This window comes from Massilia agrisoli (genome assembly GCF_020831365.1).
Lineage (GTDB): Bacteria > Pseudomonadota > Gammaproteobacteria > Burkholderiales > Burkholderiaceae_D > Telluria_A > Telluria_A agrisoli.
The window spans coordinates 20,774-38,495 of sequence record NZ_JAJHPV010000012.1 but is presented as its reverse complement, the minus strand read 5'-3'; the positions used below and the strand labels follow the sequence as shown (position 1 = coordinate 38,495).

The 17,722-nt window shown below is 62.2% G+C and carries 17 protein-coding genes and 1 pseudogene; 7 read left to right on the top strand and 11 right to left on the bottom strand.

Features of this window, described 5'->3' with window-relative positions; genetic code table 11:
- The first annotated feature begins 28 nt into the window (after positions 1 to 28).
- The 3 genes from LMJ30_RS07565 (at position 29) to LMJ30_RS07555 (ending at position 3,543) form a co-directional block, all read left to right on the top strand.
- The gene (locus LMJ30_RS07565) at positions 29 to 1,363 is read left to right on the top strand and encodes a TrkH family potassium uptake protein (protein WP_229431731.1); all 1,335 of its coding nucleotides are present in this window, start codon (positions 29 to 31) and stop codon (positions 1,361 to 1,363) included.
- On the top strand, positions 1,353 to 2,054 hold the full coding sequence (locus LMJ30_RS07560; RefSeq protein ID WP_307729234.1) for a potassium channel family protein: 702 nt from the start codon (positions 1,353 to 1,355) through the stop codon (positions 2,052 to 2,054). The genes LMJ30_RS07565 and LMJ30_RS07560 overlap by 11 nt, the downstream gene beginning before the upstream one ends.
- Positions 2,055 to 2,184: 130 nt before the next feature.
- Positions 2,185 to 3,543 carry an MBL fold metallo-hydrolase RNA specificity domain-containing protein gene (locus tag LMJ30_RS07555; protein ID WP_229431729.1) on the top strand — a complete coding sequence of 453 codons (1,359 nt, stop codon included), beginning with the start codon at positions 2,185 to 2,187 and terminating at the stop codon, positions 3,541 to 3,543.
- A gap of 34 nt (positions 3,544 to 3,577) precedes the next feature.
- Here LMJ30_RS07555 and LMJ30_RS07550 read toward each other — a convergent pair whose 3' ends face one another.
- From LMJ30_RS07550 to LMJ30_RS07540, 4 genes and pseudogenes are all read right to left on the bottom strand, one after another.
- Positions 3,578 to 3,934 (bottom strand): carboxymuconolactone decarboxylase family protein, encoded by a 357-nt coding sequence (locus LMJ30_RS07550; RefSeq protein WP_229431728.1) that lies wholly within the window; start codon positions 3,932 to 3,934, stop codon positions 3,578 to 3,580.
- A gap of 22 nt (positions 3,935 to 3,956) precedes the next feature.
- The gene (locus LMJ30_RS07545) at positions 3,957 to 4,148 is read right to left on the bottom strand and encodes a YgaP family membrane protein (RefSeq protein ID WP_229431727.1); all 192 of its coding nucleotides are present in this window, start codon (positions 4,146 to 4,148) and stop codon (positions 3,957 to 3,959) included.
- 229 nt (positions 4,149 to 4,377) lie between these two features.
- Positions 4,378 to 4,479 (bottom strand): helix-turn-helix domain-containing protein, encoded by a 102-nt coding sequence (locus tag LMJ30_RS21855; protein ID WP_371872985.1) that lies wholly within the window; start codon positions 4,477 to 4,479, stop codon positions 4,378 to 4,380.
- A gap of 14 nt (positions 4,480 to 4,493) precedes the next feature.
- A pseudogene (locus tag LMJ30_RS07540) lies at positions 4,494 to 5,690 on the bottom strand (sigma-54 interaction domain-containing protein); the annotation flags it as partial.
- A gap of 518 nt (positions 5,691 to 6,208) precedes the next feature.
- Here LMJ30_RS07540 and LMJ30_RS07530 point away from each other — a divergent pair.
- The gene (locus tag LMJ30_RS07530; RefSeq protein WP_229431726.1) at positions 6,209 to 7,555 is read left to right on the top strand and encodes a hypothetical protein; all 1,347 of its coding nucleotides are present in this window, start codon (positions 6,209 to 6,211) and stop codon (positions 7,553 to 7,555) included.
- A gap of 158 nt (positions 7,556 to 7,713) precedes the next feature.
- Positions 7,714 to 8,778, top strand: a complete 1,065-nt coding sequence (locus tag LMJ30_RS07525; RefSeq protein WP_229431725.1) for a hypothetical protein — start codon at positions 7,714 to 7,716, stop codon at positions 8,776 to 8,778.
- Here LMJ30_RS07525 and LMJ30_RS07520 read toward each other — a convergent pair.
- Together LMJ30_RS07520 and LMJ30_RS07515 are read right to left on the bottom strand one after the other, a co-directional pair.
- Positions 8,750 to 10,243, bottom strand: a complete 1,494-nt coding sequence (locus LMJ30_RS07520; RefSeq protein ID WP_229431724.1) for a PKD domain-containing protein — start codon at positions 10,241 to 10,243, stop codon at positions 8,750 to 8,752. The two genes, LMJ30_RS07525 and LMJ30_RS07520, sit on opposite strands and share 29 nt — an antisense overlap.
- Positions 10,244 to 10,394: 151 nt before the next feature.
- A complete protein-coding gene (locus LMJ30_RS07515) occupies positions 10,395 to 11,729 on the bottom strand; it encodes an MFS transporter (RefSeq protein ID WP_229431723.1) in 1,335 nt (444 codons plus the stop codon).
- Positions 11,730 to 12,068: 339 nt separating this feature from the next.
- Here LMJ30_RS07515 and LMJ30_RS07510 point away from each other — a divergent pair, with 339 nt between their 5' ends.
- On the top strand, positions 12,069 to 13,910 hold the full coding sequence (locus tag LMJ30_RS07510) for a glycoside hydrolase family 13 protein (RefSeq protein ID WP_371872984.1): 1,842 nt from the start codon (positions 12,069 to 12,071) through the stop codon (positions 13,908 to 13,910).
- A complete protein-coding gene (locus LMJ30_RS07505) occupies positions 13,904 to 14,821 on the top strand; it encodes a carbohydrate kinase family protein (protein WP_229431721.1) in 918 nt (305 codons plus the stop codon). Before LMJ30_RS07510 ends, LMJ30_RS07505 begins: the two co-directional genes overlap by 7 nt.
- A gap of 100 nt (positions 14,822 to 14,921) precedes the next feature.
- On the opposite strand, the gene LMJ30_RS07500 is transcribed toward LMJ30_RS07505, so the two are convergent.
- The 5 genes from LMJ30_RS07500 to LMJ30_RS07480 form a co-directional block, all read right to left on the bottom strand.
- Entirely contained in the window at positions 14,922 to 15,347 is a 426-nt protein-coding gene (locus LMJ30_RS07500; protein WP_229431720.1) for a DUF1801 domain-containing protein, read from the bottom strand.
- Complete coding sequence (locus LMJ30_RS07495; protein ID WP_229431719.1) at positions 15,344 to 15,757, bottom strand: SRPBCC family protein; 414 nt, start codon at positions 15,755 to 15,757, stop codon at positions 15,344 to 15,346. Before LMJ30_RS07495 ends, LMJ30_RS07500 begins: the two co-directional genes overlap by 4 nt.
- Complete coding sequence (locus tag LMJ30_RS07490; protein ID WP_229431718.1) at positions 15,754 to 16,077, bottom strand: ArsR/SmtB family transcription factor; 324 nt, start codon at positions 16,075 to 16,077, stop codon at positions 15,754 to 15,756. The genes LMJ30_RS07495 and LMJ30_RS07490 overlap by 4 nt, the downstream gene beginning before the upstream one ends.
- Positions 16,078 to 16,231: 154 nt before the next feature.
- Positions 16,232 to 16,798: a beta/gamma crystallin domain-containing protein gene (locus LMJ30_RS07485; protein WP_229431717.1), complete on the bottom strand. Its 567-nt coding sequence runs from the start codon at positions 16,796 to 16,798 to the stop codon at positions 16,232 to 16,234.
- Positions 16,799 to 16,948: 150 nt separating this feature from the next.
- Positions 16,949 to 17,716: an SDR family NAD(P)-dependent oxidoreductase gene (locus LMJ30_RS07480; RefSeq protein WP_229431716.1), complete on the bottom strand. Its 768-nt coding sequence runs from the start codon at positions 17,714 to 17,716 to the stop codon at positions 16,949 to 16,951.
- Between the last annotated feature and the right edge of the window lie 6 nt (positions 17,717 to 17,722).

Sequence of the window (17,722 nt, the reverse complement as noted above, 5' to 3'; positions counted from 1 at the left end):
TGCCGGTGGCAAACAAATAAAACAACGAATGATAAAACAACGACTATCGCACCCTGCACGCGTAGTTGCGCTCGCCTTTCTGGGCGCTATCGTCATTGGCACTGTCTTGTTGATGATGCCGTTCGCGCGGGCGGAATCGGGGGCGGCGCCATTCCTGGTGGCCCTGTTCACGTCAGTCTCGGCAGTCTGCGTCACCGGCCTGGTGGTAGTCGACACCGGCACCTACTGGGCCCCGGCCGGGCAGGCAATTATCATGGCGCTGTTCCAACTCGGAGGCTTCGGCATGATGACGGCGGCAACGCTGTTGGGGCTGATGGTCAATCGGTCGCCCCGGTTACGCCTGAAACTCATTACCCAAACCGAAACCCATTCATTGGGCCTGGGAGACGTCGCTAACGTCGCGAAGCTCGTGCTGAAAGTCGCGATCATCGCTGAGCTGCTCGTCGCCCTTGTCCTTGCGCTTCGCTTTCACTTCGAATACGCGCTCCCGTGGCGCGAAGCTGCCTGGAGTGGCCTGTTCCATGCCGTCTCCGCCTTCAATAATGCGGGCTTTTCGATTCACGCCGACAGCGTGATGCGCTACGCCCCGGACGCCCTGGTGCTGCTGCCATTGATGATCGCCATCTTTGTGGGAGGGATCGGCTTTCCGGTACTGCTCGACCTGCGCACCAAGCTAAAGTCGCCACGCAGCTGGTCCTTGCATACCAAGTTGACCCTGGCGGTGACTGCCGCGCTCCTGGTACTGGGGTTTATCGGCGTCCTGATTTTCGAGTGGAGCAATGCGAAGACCCTCGGCGCGATGGCGCTGCCCGATAAAATGCTATCCGCGGCGTTCGCGTCGGTATCGGCACGGACAGCGGGATTCAATTCGATCGACCTTGCCGTTGCCAGCCGCGAAACCTGGGCTTTGCATTACCTGCTGATGTTCGTCGGGGCGGGCAGCGCCGGCACCGCAGGCGGTGTGAAAGTCGGGACGGTAGCGATCTTGTTCCTGCTTGTCGTCGCGGAGATACGCGGCCAGCCGGACAGCGAAGCGTTCGGCCGCCGTGTCGGATCCAGTGCGCAGCGGCAGGCCATTACGGTGTTGGTCCTCGGTAGTGCCATGGTGGTGTCGGGCACGATGATTATTCTCATGGTCAGCGACTTTTCGACAGATCGCATTATCTTCGAGGTCATTTCCGCTTTTGGCACCGTCGGGCTGTCCACCGGCATCACAGCCGATTTACCCGCGACAGCACAGGTCGTGCTGATCGTACTCATGTATTTGGGACGGATAGGAACAATAACCCTGGCGACGTCCCTTATACTGGTCGAACGGCGCATGCCGTACCGTTATCCCGAGGAGCATCCAATTGTTGGGTAGAATTTTCACAGAACAGTTTGCGTTTTCAGCGGGTGACAGTGTCCTGGTCATCGGCTTAGGCCGTTTCGGCAGTACTGTCGCCCAGTCGCTGGTTCGGCTCGGCCATGACGTGATGGGCATCGATAATGACCTTGAGCGCGTGCAGCTCTGGGCCGACAAGCTGACTCATACGGTCCAGGCGGACTCCACCAAAGAAAGTGTGATGCTGCAATTGGGCGCCGCCGACTTTTCGCACGCCATCGTGGCGATCGGCGGCGACATCGCCGCCAGCCTGTTGACGCTGATGGTGCTGACCGAGTTGGGCATCAAGGACATCTGGGTCAAGGCAATGGACCACGACCATGGACAGTTGGCGAAGAAGATGGGGGCCAACCACGTTGTCATGCCTGAGGCCGACATGGGCGAACGGGTGGCGCACCTGATCACCGGGCGATTGATCGACTTCATCGAGTTCGACGATGGCTTTGCCATTGCCAAGATCCATGCGCCCCAGCTGACGCACAACAAGACGCTGACCGAATCGCGCGTGCGCGAGCAGTTCGGCGTGACCGTGGTCGGCGTCAAGCGGGCGAACACTGATTTTCAACACGCCACGCCAGAAACTTCCATCCAATCTGCCGACCTGCTGATTGTCTCCGGCCCGACGCGCAAAATCGAGTCATTCGCCAGCGGGGCTGCTCGAAAAAAATAGAAGTCCCCGGCATGCTCCGGCAACCCAGTCGAAATTGATCTGCATCATAGTAATTGAGGATATTTCGAACCTACTATAAGTCACGCGAGCTCATCGTTTCCGTTCGCGCAACCCTATACAAGGTTCACCGATGCGTATTCAGTTTCTTGGCGCCGCCGGCACAGTGACCGGTTCAAAGTACATGCTGTCATCGGGCGGCTCGAAGATCCTGGTCGACTGTGGCCTGTTCCAGGGTTACAAGCAACTGCGCCTGCGCAACTGGGCGGCACAGCCGTTCAAGCCCGCGGACATCGATGCGGTGGTCCTGACCCATGCCCACCTCGACCACAGCGGCTATCTTCCCTTGCTCGTCAAAGCAGGGTTCAGGGGAAAAATTTTCTGCAGCGAAGCGACCTTCGACCTGTGCAAGATCCTGCTGCCCGACAGCGGCCACTTGCAGGAAGAAGACGCCGCATTTGCCAATCGTCATGGCTACAGCCAGCACAGCCCGGCGGCGCCGCTGTACACCGAAGAAGATGCGCGCGTGTCGCTGAAGCAATTCGCACCGGTGCCATTCGGCGCCGACGTGAGCGTGGCCGCCGGCCTGACCGCCCACTTTAGCCACGCCGGCCATATCCTTGGCGCTGCCGTCGTCGCCATCGACGACGGCAGCCGCCGCATCACCTTCTCGGGCGACCTGGGAAGGCCGGACGACCTGATCATGGTAGCCCCGTCCCCGCTGCAGCCGACCGACTACCTGGTGGTGGAGTCGACCTATGGCGACCGCCTGCACGACCATACCGACCCGATGCTCGAACTTGGCGAGGCCATTCGGGCCACTGCCGCACGCGGCGGCGTGGTGGTCATCCCGGCGTTTGCGGTCGGCAGGGCGCAGAACCTGATGTACTACATGCATTTGATGAAGGAATCGGGCGCGATCCCCAAGGTCCTGCCGATCTTCCTCGACAGCCCGATGGCGAAGGACGCCACCGCGATCTACGCCAGGCACCGGATGGACCACCGGCTGAGCGCCGCGCAATGCCAGGCCATGTGCCACGCCGCGGCCATCATCAACACGGTGGAGGAATCGAAGGAGCTCGACCGCCGCGGAGGACCTGGGGTGATCATTTCGGCCAGCGGCATGGCGACTGGCGGACGGGTATTGCATCACCTGAAGGCCTTTGCCGACGATCCCCGCAACACCATCCTGTTTACCGGCCACCAGGCCGGCGGCACTCGCGGGGCGGCCTTGGTCGATGGCGCCAGGGTCATCCGCATCCACGGGCAGGACATCAGGGTACGGGCGCGCGTGGCCAATGTCGACAGCATGTCCGCCCATGCCGACAGCAACGAGATCATGGCCTGGCTGGGGGCGCTTGGCACGCCGCCGCGGCGTACCTTCATCACTCACGGAGAACCGGCCGCGGCCGATGCGCTGCGGTCGAGGATCAAGCATGAATTAAAATGGGATTGCCTGGTTCCGGAACATCTGCAAGAGGTGCAGCTCTGACATCCGTGCCGCTGATTCCCGGAACCGGCAATGTTCACTGCACTGCGGTGAACTCGTTGTACGCGGCCAGCGCGTTGGCCGCGTACATGGCCGACGGCCCGCCGCCCATGTAGATCGCCATGCCCAGGGCTTCCTCGAGCTCGGCTTTAGTGGTACCAAGCTTCACCAGCGCCTGCACGTGGAAACCGATGCAGGCATCGCAATGGGCGGCCACGCCAAGGGTCAGCGCGATCAGTTCCTTGGTTTTTTTGCTGAGGGCGCCATCCCGCGTCGCCGCCCGCGCCAGGTCGCCGAATCCCTTCATCACGTCGGGGATGTCGTTGCGCAGGGTGACCAGCTGTTTCGACACCGATGCCGTAATTTCGCTGTAGTTATTGTTTGCGTTTGTCATTGAATCTCTTTCATCGCTGTGGTCATTTCTTCATTGGGCAGGTACTCAAGCCGAACGGCAGGTAGGCCGGACATACGCGAAAGAGGCCAGTCGCCAGTGGGATCAGCCCAAGCCAGCCCCATGCGCCGATGACGCCCGTCAATGCCGCCGTGATCAAGCCAAGTCCTACGGCAATGCGCAGCGCGCGATCAATGCTTCCTACGTTTGCTTTCATGTTTTCCTCTCGAATGTGCTAAGCCTGCCTGTGAATTCTGGAAGAGCATTCCCAGGCATGCAAAGTAATAAGAGCAGGTTCTGTGCCAGCCCCCTGGAAAACTGTTTGTGGATGATTTACAAGCACTTAGCGCGGGGACTGCGCAAAAAATAGCGCAGTTGACGCAGGCGCGGACACTGCCACTGCTGCCATGTGGCAGTCATTGGCAGTGCGCGCCTGCCAATGACGCTCAGGCCAGGCCTGCGGCCTTCAGGCGCCGGTATAGTGTGCGTTCGCTGATGCCGAGGCGGGCGGCCAATTCGCTGCGCGTTCCATCGAAGCTCGCAAGCACCTCTGGAAACGAGGCGGGGGAAGTGTGGGCGTGCCAAGTGCTTCAGCGGGCGCTGGAGTGAGGTGGTCCGTCCGGATCACGCCGTCGTCGGCGAACAAGCTGGCACGCTCAAGAACGTTGCGCAGCTCGCGCACATTGCCTGGCCAGGCACCCCGCTGCAGGCTCGCCAGCGCAGCGGGATCGATCGTCAACTTGCCCCGGCCCGCGCCGGCACGCTGCAGGAAGGAATTAACCAGCAAAGCGATATCGTCGACGCGTTCGCGCAGGGGCGGGAGGCGAATCGGGAAGGCGCTGATGCGGTAGTACAGGTCTTGCCGGAACTCGCCCGACGCCATCATCTTTTCCAGCGGCTTGTGGGTCGCGGCGATCAGGCGAAAATTGGCGTGCAAGGTCTCGACGCCGCCGACGCGCCGGTAGGTGCCCGACTCGATCAGGCGCAGCAGTTTCACCTGCATCGAAAGAGGTATGTCGCCAATTTCATCAAGAAACAGGGTGCCGCGCTGAGCCGTCTCTACCAGTCCGGGCTTGCGCGTCGCGGCGCCGGTAAACGCCCCTTTTTCATGACCGAACAATTCACTTTCGAACAGGGTTTCGGTCAGGCCGGAGCAATCGACGACGACAAACGGGCCGTCGGCGCGCTCGCTGGTTTCATGCACGGCGCGGGCGAACAGCTCCTTGCCAGTGCCCGACTCGCCCAGCAGCAGCACCGGCAGAGAGGACGGCGCTACCCGCTGCAGCGCCGCCAGCGCCAGGTTGAAGGCGGGAGCGCGCCCCACCAGGCCCGCCTCGCTGGGACGCGCCGACGCGCTGCGCACCGTCGCCAGCCGCTCCACATACGCGGTAATCGTCCCATGCTCGTCGAAAATCGGGCGCAGTTCGACCTCCACGTGCTCCGGGCCGCGCGGCGTATGATGGATATGCAGCACGCGGTCGGCGCCGCGCAGTTCCTGCGCCTTCTTCAGTGGGCAATGCTCGCCGGCCTGGTCGCAGGGAACATCGTAATGATGCGAGATGCGATAGCACTTGTGGCCGATGACTGGCCGGTCGACACTGCCGAACTGGCGCAAATACGAGGTATTGGCCGCCAGGATGTTGTGGTCCGTGTCGAGCACGATCATCGGATGCGTTTCATATTCGAGGAACGACACCAGTGACTGCAACTGCGCCTCAGGGAAACTCGGCTCGGCGGGGAAGGGGGGCTGGCTGCTCATGTGTGGCTCCGGATGGTGGGCGCATCTTCGCCCAGCACTGCCGCCACTGTCAAGAATACTGCCAGATGGCAGTGCAGCGCGCCGGTGCGAGGCTGCCCGCGTGCGGCGGCCTGTCATGGACGGGCGCGCGCCGGCATGGCACGATGGTTGCTGTCGATGCCTCAGCGCGGCGGTAATATCCACGTCCGCAATGGTTTCGGTGGACAAGAATTTGTCGCCATGCGCACCAGGCGCGACACAATGCTGGAGATGCCCACGCTGTTATTGCCAGCGGTCCAGGTCAACATGTGCGCGGGCATGTTCCTGGCCCAGAATCAAATGGGGTGTGTTACCTCAAGATCCCAGTTACCGCAATCTGAGCAAATCCAGCTGGCCCGCTTTGTGGGAATCAGCGAGTCGCTTGATCGGTCGCAGCACCAGCGCCTGCCTACTCCCTACGCTTAGCTTCATGTGCGCCGCCTGCCATTGCGGCGGCGCGTTCATCGTGATAAAGCGCAATTGTGTGCATAGGAAGAATCATGAATGCCTTCACTTTCTTTCCCGAGGTGGCCGAACCTGGGCGGTACTGGCGCCGATGCCTGTGTTGCCTCCTGATCGCGTTCGCAACGGCGCAACATGCCGCACTTGGCGCGGCGCCCCCGAGCGAGCCGGCGGCAAGCAGCTATCGGCTTATCCAACTCGATACCGACCGCAACGCGAGCGCCGCCATCAATGCCCGCGGGCAGGTCGCTTTCAACGTGACCCGCGAAGGTAGCTCGCGCGCGATGTTCTACGACGGGCGGCGTTTCCGCGACTTCGGGACGCTGGGCGGGTCGAGCGCGACCATTGCCGGCCTTAACGACCGCGGGCAAATCGCCTTCAACGTAATTCGCAACGGTACGCCCCGGGCGATGTTCCATGATGGCCACCGATTGCATGAGCTCGGCACACTCGGCGGACCGGGCGCAACCGTATCCGACCTGAACGAACATGGCCAGGTTGCCGGCACATCCAGCATCTCGGCGGACGGCGCCATCCTTCACCCCTACCGCTGGAGCCGCGCAACAGGCATGATCGATCTCGGGGCTGCCGGGCTGGGCGATCCCGTGGTGCACGGCATCAACGACCGCGGCCACGTCTACGGCCGCGCCACGTTCCCGGGCGGCGAATGGCCCGACCTGCATGGCTTCTTCTGGAGCCCGCGCACTGGCCTGCGCGATATCGGTGCGCTCGGTGACTTTTCCGTCCCCACCGCGATGAACGATGACGGCGTGATCGTCGGCTATGGGGGAAGGGGGCCAGGCAACCTTCTTGCGTTCCGGTGGACAAGCGCGACGGGCATCGGCGACATGCAGACATTGCCCGACGAATTCACCTGGGCGACCCACATCAACCAGGCCGGTCAGGTTGTGGGCGCCACCCCGTTTGTTGCAGGGGCGCGACCACACCCCTTCCTCTGGACGCCGGGGCAGGGACTGCTCGACCTGGGTGTCGGTCTGGCCGAACGCGGAGCGGGCACGGAAATCAATGAACATGGCGTGGTGATAGGCTACCTTTTCCGCAGTTTCATTCTTTTGCACGGCTTTATCTGGACGCGGGAAACCGGACTGATCGAAATCGGCGCCGGCGACACAATGTTGCGGACGTCCGCCTACGATGTGAACAACAGCGGACAGGTAGTTGGCGAGATCGGGGATCGTCCTTTTATCTGGACGCGCAACCAGGGCTTCATCGACCTCAATACCGTTACCTACAATGCGCCCCCCGACCTGGTGCTGGACTCGGCGTTTGCGATCTCGGAAAACGGCGCGATCCTAGCCAGGGCGAATACCGGCTTGTACTTGCTGGTGCCAAGGCAAGTCCGGTTCCGGCCGCATGCGCGCTAGCAGGCATTGATGCCGCGCGCGTTCCTAAGCGCTGCGGCAAATGCGCCTTCCCGGAATCCTAACGCCGAATCATCCGATGCCTAGCCGATCCGGCAGCGCGCCATGCCAGAATCTGACTGTGTGTGCGGCTTTGCCAAGCGGCCGCAAGGGAGGCCGGCGTGATCATCAAGCGACTGAAATGCGCCGGCGTGGCTGCAGCGCTGGCCGGGTTCTACGTACTTGCCAACGCGGCGCTGCCGTCCTTTTCGGTGTCGCCGGCCAGTGGGAAGTACCAGGCTGCGATCGGGCTGAACGATGCAGGGCGCTATGCCGTCAATAACTTCCCCTCCGATATCCCGTATCAGGTGGCAGCTATTTCCGGGTGGCCGGTGAACGAGAATGTCGGCAGCCTGGGCGGCGCTATCACCCGGATTCGCGCGCTGAACAACCTGGGCGATGCGGTCGGCGACTCGACCACGGCGTCAGGCGTTTCCCATGCCTTCCTGTATTCGTCGGGCCGCATGCATGACCTGACTGCACGCTACGACGTTGCCAACCTCACCGCGATCAACGACCGGGGCGAGATTGCCGGACGGACCAGCGACTACCGTGCGGCCGTCATCCGCGACGGGATGGTCGACGATTTCGGCCCCGGGAACAGCACGGCAGTGGCCCTCAACGGACGAGCGGACGTACTGGTCGAGTACTTTCCACAAGGGACAGGCCTGCGCACCGCTATTTACAGCAGCGGTACGCTGACCGACCTGCCGCTGTTCGCCGGCGCGCCCGTCTTTGGCAGCGCGATCAACGACGCCGGCTGGGTGACCGGCTACGGCACCAACCCGGGCGAGCGGAATCACGCCTATCTCTACGATGGTGAAACCATCACCAACCTGACGCCATCGGCCAGCAGAAGTTTCGGCTACGACATCAACAACCTGGGGCAGGTGGTCGGTACCGCCGACAACCGCGCTTTCCTGTACTCGGATGGCCATTTGTGCGACCTGAACACGCTCATCGATCCCACTGCCGACCTGCTGCTGACATCGGCAATCGAGATCAACAACCGAACGCAGATCCTGGCCCGGTCCTGCGACCGTGCCGGCGTGTTCTGCTACGGCACGGTGCTGCTCGACCCGATACCGGCCGTCCCGGAGCCGCCGGCGGTCGCGATGTTGCTGCTGGGGCTAACCCTTCCTCTGGTGCTGTACCGGATTACCGGCCGCACCCGCACTGCACAATGAGCACCTGCTGCACTGTACTACTCTTGCCACCAGAGTCGGTCAGCGTGAGCCGGACGGTGTATTCGCCAGCGGCGCGGTAGGCATGTTGCCCGCTCACGTTGCCGCTGCCGTTCCTCTCGTTGACCGTGCCCGCCTCACTGCTGCCATCGCCCCAGTCCCAGGTAGCCTTATGGGTGTCGTGCTGGTCGGCATCGGTGAAGCTGGCCGAGAAGGAGAGAAGGTTGCCGGCACGCGGCTTGCCGGTAATGCTGAGCGGCCCGGCCAGAGGACGCACGTCGGAGATGGCTCGCTCGGTGAGCAGGACCAGTCCCGTATTGGTGGTCGCGACGATCGAACCTTTGTCGGAGATGGCCAGCGCGCGTACCAGGACCAGGCCCTGCGGTGCGTTACGGACGCGGGTGTTCAGGTCGACGATGCCACGGGCGCGGGTCCACACGTAGGCGCGGTTGCCCACACTTCCGACAACCTGTCCCCGTTTGTTGAGATCGTCGGCGAGCGAACTGCTGAAATCTGGGCTGCCGATCTCGGTCAGGCCGTGCTCCCGCGTCCAGGCAAAACCAAATCCATTTCCCAGGAACCCGATCACCATGCCCTTGTCATTGATGCGGGTAGCGCGCGAGAGCGGCCCGCTGCCGCCAATATCCATTAATCCTGCCCGTGGCGTCCACAGGAACGCACGGTCCGGACCGTCCTCCCGGAAAGCGGCACTCCCGACAATGTAGCCGTCAGCATTGATGTCGGACGCCTGCGCGTTCTCGCTGGGGTAGGTGGCGAGCGACTGCATGCCGCTCGCCAGGGTCCAGCGGAACGGCAGCCTGAAATCGGGCCCGCGCGGGGCGCTCGACCAGCCCACCACGGTTCCCGCATCATTGAGCGCCAGGGCCATCGCCGCGGTTCCCGCCAGCGTCCCCAGGTCTTGCAAGACGTTGCGCGAGTTCCAGAATGCCGCGTGTAGCTGGTCGACGTTGACGATGATCGCACCGGCTACTTCGCCCCCGTTATTGATGTCCTCGCCGAAGGAACTGGTGATGTTTGGGCTGAGGGCGATCAGTCCCGTTTCCTTACTCCATCGAAACGCGTGACCATGGCCCATCGGCGTCGTCGCAAAGCCAGTGACTTGCCCGTGTCGATTCACCGCGCGTGTCTGTGCCTGGCCGCCGCCAACGAAGCCGATGCTGTGTAAAGTGGCGCCATCGAAGAATCGCGCGCGGGTCGTGCCGACTGGTCGCGGCTCCTCGACGAACTCGGTAAAGGCGACCTGGCCCTTGTTGTTAATGTCGATCCCAAAAGCGGCGGGATCGTCGGACAGCGGAACGGCGTAAAACTTTGCTGCCGTGTCGGGTGGGCCCGCAGCCGCGAGGCCGGGCCAGGCGTTACCGAGCGCGGCCACGACGACCAGCGCAACGGGCAACATGTATTTCCAACGCACGCCGAGCGGCGTGCTTGTTTGAATTCTGCGTTGCATTTGGCCCCCCTGGTTCAGAGTGTTGCGGCGTGTCAACGGGCCATCCGGGTGTGATGGTAGACACGACGCTTTCGTCTGAGATTAGGCCGAAAGTTGAGACGGCTTCTGTCGAAGGTCAAGCAGGAAGACGATGGCCGAGAACGTACAATCCTTACGTTTCCTGTGAGTGCGGCGTTGGCGGAGAGGTTGAAATCGCCGGGTTCAGGTGGGGGTGCGTTTCCTCCCCAAGCCACCACAGCAGCGCGCCTGACGCGAACATGGCAAGTGCGACAAAGATGAACGCCTCCTCGACCTGCCCTGTGAAGTGCGCAGTGAGCCCAAGGCCAAGGGCGCCGATGCCGTAGCCGAGATCACGCCAAAACCGGTAGATGCCGATGGCTGTGCCGCGCCAGCGGGGAGGGGAGATGTCGGCAACGGCGGCCGACAGATTCGGGTAGAGCAGCGCCATGCCGAAACCGGTCAATGCGGCAGAGGCCGCCCACCAGTTCACGCCTTCCCAAACGACCATCATGCCAACCCCAATTGCGCACAAGAACATGCCGGCAAGATTGGGCCAACGGCGCCCAATATGATCCGACAGGTGGCCGGTGAACAGCTGGCAAGCGCCCCATACCAGGCCGTAGACGCCGGTGACCCAGGCAACCTGCGCCAGGCTCAGGCCACGCTGGTAGAGATAGACCGGATAAAACACCCACACCAGGGCATCGACGAATTTTTCGACAAGTCCAGCCTGGCTGAGTGCGAACATGCGCCGGTCGCGCCAACTCATCACGGCAAACACCTCCCAGGCGCCCGGCGCGTCCGACACATTGCGCGGGTAACGCGGCGTCGCTGCTACCGCAGGCGCCCCGGTGTCGCGCGAGACCTCCGCCCTGGCCCAGGGCAGCGTGTCGCGCACCCATACGGTTGACACCGCCAGCGCGCCGACAATCACGAGCAGGCCAAACACCAGCAAGCCCTCGCGCGCGCCCAGCAAGGTCGCCAGCAGGGCAGTGACAATTCCACCCAGCGCCACGCCGGCATAACCGGCAAACTCGTTCAGGCCCATGGTCAGGCCGCGTTCCGCCGGGAGTGTCATGTCAAGCTTGGCCGCCTGGGTCATCGACCAGGCCATCCCCTGGTTCACGCCAAGCAGCACAGTCGCGGCAACCACCCAGCCCCAGTTCGGAGCGTGCCACACCATCACCGGGATGGGCAGCGCCACCGCCCAGCCCAGCAACAGGACATTCTTGCGTCCGATGCGCTCGGACATTTCCCCCGCCAGGAAATTCATCCCGGCCTTAACGACGCCGAATGCGACAACGAAAGCGGTCAGCAGCACGAAGGACGTCTTCGGCACGCCGAATTCGGATTCCGCGAGGGCCGGCACGACGGTGCGCATCATGCCGAGCGTCAGCCCGACCAGGAGCACCTGCAGTAACTGGTGCAGGAATTGCGTCAGGTTGGGCCGAATGCCGTGCTGAAGTTGGCTAGAGCTTTCCATCATGTTCACGATGCCGGGAGAAGCACCAGGGCTGGCGGATTGACAACATGCGTGCGGATTCCGGTGAATTCAACTGTAGTGCGTTGGCGCCGGGGCACTATGGATCCAGCAGAGGCGATTCGGATAAGACAGCGCGATTGTCATAAGCTAGCGCGTGAGGAAGGGAAAAAGAAAGCCGGGATCCTCGCCAGAACCTGATTTTACATAATATAAATTATGCGACGTTTTGATATTGGTTTGCTCTTGCGGCAAGAAACAAAACTACAATATGCCAGTCATAAGTGATTGATCGGCCAATATTCTTCTGTTACTTTACTACACACCATTACCTTTGGAGACAACGTGTACAAGTTCATCCTCGCAATCCCCGCTTGTCTGCTCGCTGCCTACGCAAGTGCATCGTCTTACAAGATCCAGCATGTGGAGCCGCTAAACTGGTGGGTCGGCATGAAGCGCCCAAGCCTCCAAATCATGGTGCACGGCGAAAAGATCGCTGAGCTGGCGCCAGCCGTTGCCTATCCTGGCGTCCGCATCACCGGTGTCGAACGCACCGATAACCCCAATTACCTTTTCGTTAACCTGGACATCGGCAAGGATGCACGACCAGGCGAACTCAAGCTGCAATTCAGGCGCGGCAAGGACGTCGTCGCGAGCCATCCTTACCGGCTGGAAGCCCGCCGGCCCCAGTCGGCGCAGCGCCGCAGCTTCGATGCCAGCGACGCAATCTACCTGATCATGCCAGACCGTTTTGCCAACGGCAGCACGGCGAATGATGCGGCCGGGATGCTGGAAGGCGCTGAGCGCGCCGCGCCGACGAAACGGCATGGCGGCGACCTTGCAGGGATGCAGTCGCAGCTCGACTATATCCGCGGCCTTGGTTTCACGATGATCTGGCCGACGCCACTGCTCGAAAACAACCAGCCAAGCTACTCCTACCACGGCTATTCGCTGACCGACTACTACAAGATCGATCCGCGCTTCGGCAGCAACAAAGATTTTCGCAACTACGTGGCCGCCGCCAATGCGCGAGGCATCGGCGTGATCCATGACATCGTGCTGAACCACATCGGTACCGGCCACTGGTGGATGCAGGACCTGCCCGCACGCGACTGGGTCAACCATGGCAAGACTTTCCTGCCGACGAATAATCAGCACACGGTGGCGCAGGACATCCACGTCGCGCCGGAAGAAAAAGCGCGCTTCTTCGATGGCTGGTTCGTCGACACCATGCCGGACCTGAACCAGCGCAACCGGCTCGTGGCGCGCTACCTGATCCAGAATACGCTGTGGTGGATCGAGTATGCAAACCTGTCTGGCATCCGCGAAGACACTTATTCCTATTCCGACCCCGCTTTCCTCAACGAGTGGAACCGCGCTGTCGTGGCGGAGTACCCGAACATGAATATTGTCGGCGAAGAGATGGATTCCCGCCCGTACATGGTCGCGTACTGGCAAAAAGGCGTGATTAACCGCGACGGCTTCCGATCCGAATTGCCGACGGTGATGGACTTCCCGCTGACGGATACCGCGCCAGGCGCCCTCACCGCGCCCGAGTCCAGCGGCCAGGGCCTGATCAAGATCTACGAGGTCCTGGCGGCAGATTACCTGTACGCCGACCCGATGAAACTGATGGTGTTTCCGGATAACCATGACCGCCCACGGATCCTGGCGCAAGTTGACAACAACATCGACCTGATGAAAACCAACGTGATCCTGATGGCGACCACGCGCGGTATTCCGCAGATGTTCTACGGCACGGAAGTGCTGATCGGCAGCCCGAAACAGCGCGACGACGGTGTCCTGCGCGCGGACATGCCGGGCGGCTGGCCGGGCGACAAGGCGAGCGCCTTCACCGGCACAGGCCTGTCGCAACCCCAGCGCGATATGCAGCACTTCGTGCGTACGCTCTTCAACTGGCGCAAGACCAGCTCCGCCGTCACGCACGGCAAGCTTACCCATTACCTGCCGAGCGACGGCAGCTACGTCTACTTCCGCCATGACGGCAAGCAGACCGTCATGGTGGTGCTGAACAAGAACGCGGGAGAGACGCGGCTGGACCTCGGGCGCTTTGCCGGCATGATCAAAGGTGCACGCACAGCCAAAAACGTGTTGACGGGAGCGACGGTAGACCTTGGTGCGCCGTTGACGCTGCCGGCCATGACTTCAGTCGTGCTGGCATGGTGAGCACTGCAGTAGGTGCAAGCGGAAAGCGTGTGCTGGTCGCTGGCGGCGTTGGCATCGACACCATCGTGCGCGTGCCATCACTGCCGCTGGCCCTGGCCGATTCGATCCACGTGGAGCCCGTTGTCGACTACGTCGCGCACACCGGCAACGGCGTCGCGCTCGGGCTGCTTGCCCTCGGTCACCGCCCGGTGCTGGTGGACTTTATCGGGAATGACCCGCAAGCGGCGCTGGTTCATGCCCGCTACCGCGAGCGCGGCCTGGAATTCGATTACCTGGTCCACGAAAGCGGCACCCGGCGCAGCGTCAACCTGGTCGAACCCGGCGGGCGCCGGCTCTCTCTCTATGATGGGCGCCACCCCGACACGCTGCGCATGCCGCGCGATTTCTACCTGCCGCGCATGCGGCAGGCAGAGCATGTTCATATCACCATCATGCCGTGGGCGAGTGAGCTGTACGACGATGCCCATGCGCTCGGCGTGCCCATCTCGACCGACCTGCATGACTGGGACGGCAGCAATCCTTATTACCATCCATTTGCTTACCGCTCAGACCTGGTCTTTTTGAGTGCCGCCGTGCTGGGCGATGGCGTGTTCGAGACGATGCGCGCGATCATGCGCGAAGGACGTGCGCAGGTGGTGGTGGCGACGGCCGGAGCCGGCGGCAGCCATTCGCTGGAGCGCGGCCACGATACGATCCGGCATACCGCCTGCGCCCCGCTCGATGCGCCTCCGCTTGATAGCAATGGCGCCGGAGACGCGTTCGCGTCGGGGTTCCTGCACGCCTGGTTCACGGGAAGCCAGGTCGAGGCATGCATGCGCACCGGCGCGATCAGCGGCGCCTTTGCCTGCCAGAGCCACGGGACGGCCGAACGATGCCTGGACCTGGAGGACCTCGCCCGTTACCGCGCCTAGCGCCCTGCCCTTGTTTGGCGAGAGCTGCCATTCCTGCGCGCTTCCATCCGCCGCCTCGCCATGGCGCCTGCACATCGACGTGGCAAAGCCAAGTCCTTTGCTATGCCGCCGTTTTGGTCTGGCGCCCGGTTGCCCCGCGCCCAGCGTTCAACGCTGCCGCCGCCTGGATCAGTTCCATGAAAGCCGCAGCGTCCAGGGCTTCGCCCTCGCGAATGTCGATCGCCCGCCGCGCATTTCCGTCCAGGCTCGCATTGAACAGGCCCGCCGGGTCGCTCACCGACGCGCCTTTGAGGAACGTTAGCTTCACCACCGACTTATAGGTTTCACCGGTGCAGATGATTCCATTGCGCGAAAATACCGGCGTTCCCATCCACTTCACTTCCTCGACCACGTCGGGCAGCGCTTCGTGGATCAGCGCTCGTATCCTGCCCAGCGTTGCGCCGCGCCAATCGCCCAGCTTTGCAATCTTCTCGTCGATCAGGGCCGACGCTGCCTGATCGTCCTGTGCCTCGGCTTTGTTAGTCATGCCGGCTCCCTGGCCATCAGCTGTTCAAGCGTGTCGAAGAAGCGCTTCCAGCCAAACTTGGCGCCCTGGTAGGCCTGTTCCTGGTCTGGGCGGAATCCTGACTGTTCCATCCGCAGGTTCGTTCCTTGATCGGATGGCTCCAGCGTCCACGTGACCACGCTGTCGAGGCCGTGGGCAGCCCAGGTATAAGAAAGCGTTTTGTTCGGCTCGACTTCCGTCACCCTGCAATCGACCGCACCCCAGTCCGCACGAAAATGGAAGCGATGGCCTTCGACGGGAAGGAAATCGCTTTTCATCAGCCAGGCTTCGATCAGGTGCGGCTGGGTCAGCGCGCGCCATAGCTTCTCGGCCGGATACGGAAAATCGCGTTCAACAACGACGGTGCGCAATTGCTGTGCAGTTTGGTTCATTGGTCCATCCTTTTCAGTAGGTCATCGAGGTCGTCGAACCGGCTTTCCCAGAACCGGCTCATCTGGCGGGTCCAGTGTTCCAGCGGCGCCAGTGCTTTGAGCTGGGCGCTGTAATGCGTCTGGCGTCCTTCGTGCCTGTCCAGCACGAGTCCGGCTTCCTTCAACACGGCAAGGTGCTTCGATACCGCCGGCTGCGAAACCTGGGCCTGTGCAGTCAGGGCGCCGACGGTTTGTTCGCCGCCAGCACACAGGCTTTCGAAGATCGCCCGCCGCGTAGGGTCGGCAAGCGCCCGAAAAAGCGTGTCATGGGATTGGGTCATCTTAATACATAGCTAACAGGTTATGGATTAAACTATAACCAAACAGTTATGGGTCAGTCAAGCGAAAAACACGCACTCCTGGCAGAAGTGCGAATGCGCCACATGGCCGCTGAAACGGCGCAGCGTTTCTGCGGCGCTGCGCCGACGGACCAGCTCACTTACTGCAGGTCAGCCTGACAGACGCGAACTCGTCAAAGAATCCTAGCTTTTTGCTGATGTCAGGCACCTTCTGGCCGCTCTTGAACTGGGCGACCTGGTCGCGGAAGGCTTCGTTGTCGAAGACGGTCAGCGTTGCCTTCGAGCCGACTTCAACACTGTTGACCTTGTCGTCCCAGTTCAGGCCGAATGGCCCGGTCATGTCGGCCAGCGATATTGGCCCGGTGAGCGTCAGGGTATCGCCCATGTAATTTTCGCCGTCATAAATCTTGGCCCAGCAACCGCCCTTGGTGGCGCTTTGTTTGGCAGCGACATCGACCGGAACCAGCATGAACACGTAGGGCCTGGTGCCGGCCCGTTCCGTACGCTGGGTTGCGCCAGGCGCCATCCCTGTTGTCCCGGCAGTTCCCGTGCCGCCCTGGGTGGTCGCGCCGGGTGTTGTGGTTGGTGAAGTCGTGGTCGTGGTTTGGCCCGACTGCGCTGATGAAGTCGCGGCCGTCGCGGCGGCAAGCACCATGGTCAGACTCAGGGCAAGCCGCTTGCTGCGGGTTCTTGTGACGCTCATGATGATCTCCTTAGGTTGGTTGCCATTCACGGCCGAGCCGCACCTTCGCGCGCTGTCGCTCGACACTCCTGTATGGACAACCAAGGGAGTCAATCAGTTCGTTTCATCTTTTTCGGCAACTGGACGCATGGGCTGGATGCTGGAATGACGCTACCCCTGCGAGTGACTGCCGAGGATAGGCAAGCGGCCACCGTCTGCCGTTAGTACCGTTCCCGAAATGAAGCTCGACCGGCGCGACGCAAGAAACAGCACAACCTCCGCGACCTCCGCTGTTTTTCCCACCTCGCGCTTGTCGATGGCTTCGGCGCCCGACTTCACTTGCGGGTTATTCCACAGCATGTCGGTGTCGACCGCGCCGAGCCGTAATGCATTGACCCGGATGCGCCGCGCGTAGCATTCGAGCGCAAGCCCGCGGGTGAACGCTTCCAGCCAGCCTTTGCTCGCGGAATAGGCAGTGCTGTGGGTGTCGGTGGCAACCGCATGTACCGACGAAATATTGATGATGGCGCTTTGTTCGGGCATGTGCGGGATGCCATATTTGCTCATCAAGAATGGCCCGCGCATGTTCACCGCCATGGTCTGGTCCCATTCCGCCTCGTCCATGTCGATCAGCGATCCGGTCGCCATGACGGCGGCATTGTTGACCAACACGTCGATCGATTTCCACTCCTTGATGATGCGGGAAATGGCGGCCTTGACCTCGTCGCGGTGACCGACGTCCACGTGCAGATACCTGCAGTCGCCCGCGCCGAGGCGCCGTGCCAGCGCCTTCAGGCCAGCTTCGACCTTGCGCCCGGCCTCATCGCTGCGCCCAAGGATCGCCGTACGCGCGCCCTCCTCCACGAACCTGCGCGCTATGGCCTCGCCGATGCCGGTCGTACCGCCTGTCACCACCACTACCCGGTCCCGGAATTCCATGTCAGC

Coding starts and splice junctions, on each gene's coding strand:
- LMJ30_RS07565 (WP_229431731.1), top strand. CDS start 29: ATGATAAAACAACGACTATCGCACCCTGCACGCGTAGTTGCGCTCGCC.
- LMJ30_RS07555 (WP_229431729.1), top strand. CDS start 2,185: ATGCGTATTCAGTTTCTTGGCGCCGCCGGCACAGTGACCGGTTCAAAG.
- LMJ30_RS07550 (WP_229431728.1), bottom strand. CDS start 3,934: ATGACAAACGCAAACAATAACTACAGCGAAATTACGGCATCGGTGTCG.
- LMJ30_RS07545 (WP_229431727.1), bottom strand. CDS start 4,148: ATGAAAGCAAACGTAGGAAGCATTGATCGCGCGCTGCGCATTGCCGTA.
- LMJ30_RS07530 (WP_229431726.1), top strand. CDS start 6,209: ATGAATGCCTTCACTTTCTTTCCCGAGGTGGCCGAACCTGGGCGGTAC.
- LMJ30_RS07520 (WP_229431724.1), bottom strand. CDS start 10,243: ATGCAACGCAGAATTCAAACAAGCACGCCGCTCGGCGTGCGTTGGAAA.
- LMJ30_RS07515 (WP_229431723.1), bottom strand. CDS start 11,729: ATGATGGAAAGCTCTAGCCAACTTCAGCACGGCATTCGGCCCAACCTG.
- LMJ30_RS07505 (WP_229431721.1), top strand. CDS start 13,904: ATGGTGAGCACTGCAGTAGGTGCAAGCGGAAAGCGTGTGCTGGTCGCT.
- LMJ30_RS07500 (WP_229431720.1), bottom strand. CDS start 15,347: ATGACTAACAAAGCCGAGGCACAGGACGATCAGGCAGCGTCGGCCCTG.
- LMJ30_RS07495 (WP_229431719.1), bottom strand. CDS start 15,757: ATGAACCAAACTGCACAGCAATTGCGCACCGTCGTTGTTGAACGCGAT.
- LMJ30_RS07490 (WP_229431718.1), bottom strand. CDS start 16,077: ATGACCCAATCCCATGACACGCTTTTTCGGGCGCTTGCCGACCCTACG.
- LMJ30_RS07485 (WP_229431717.1), bottom strand. CDS start 16,798: ATGAGCGTCACAAGAACCCGCAGCAAGCGGCTTGCCCTGAGTCTGACC.
- LMJ30_RS07480 (WP_229431716.1), bottom strand. CDS start 17,716: ATGGAATTCCGGGACCGGGTAGTGGTGGTGACAGGCGGTACGACCGGC.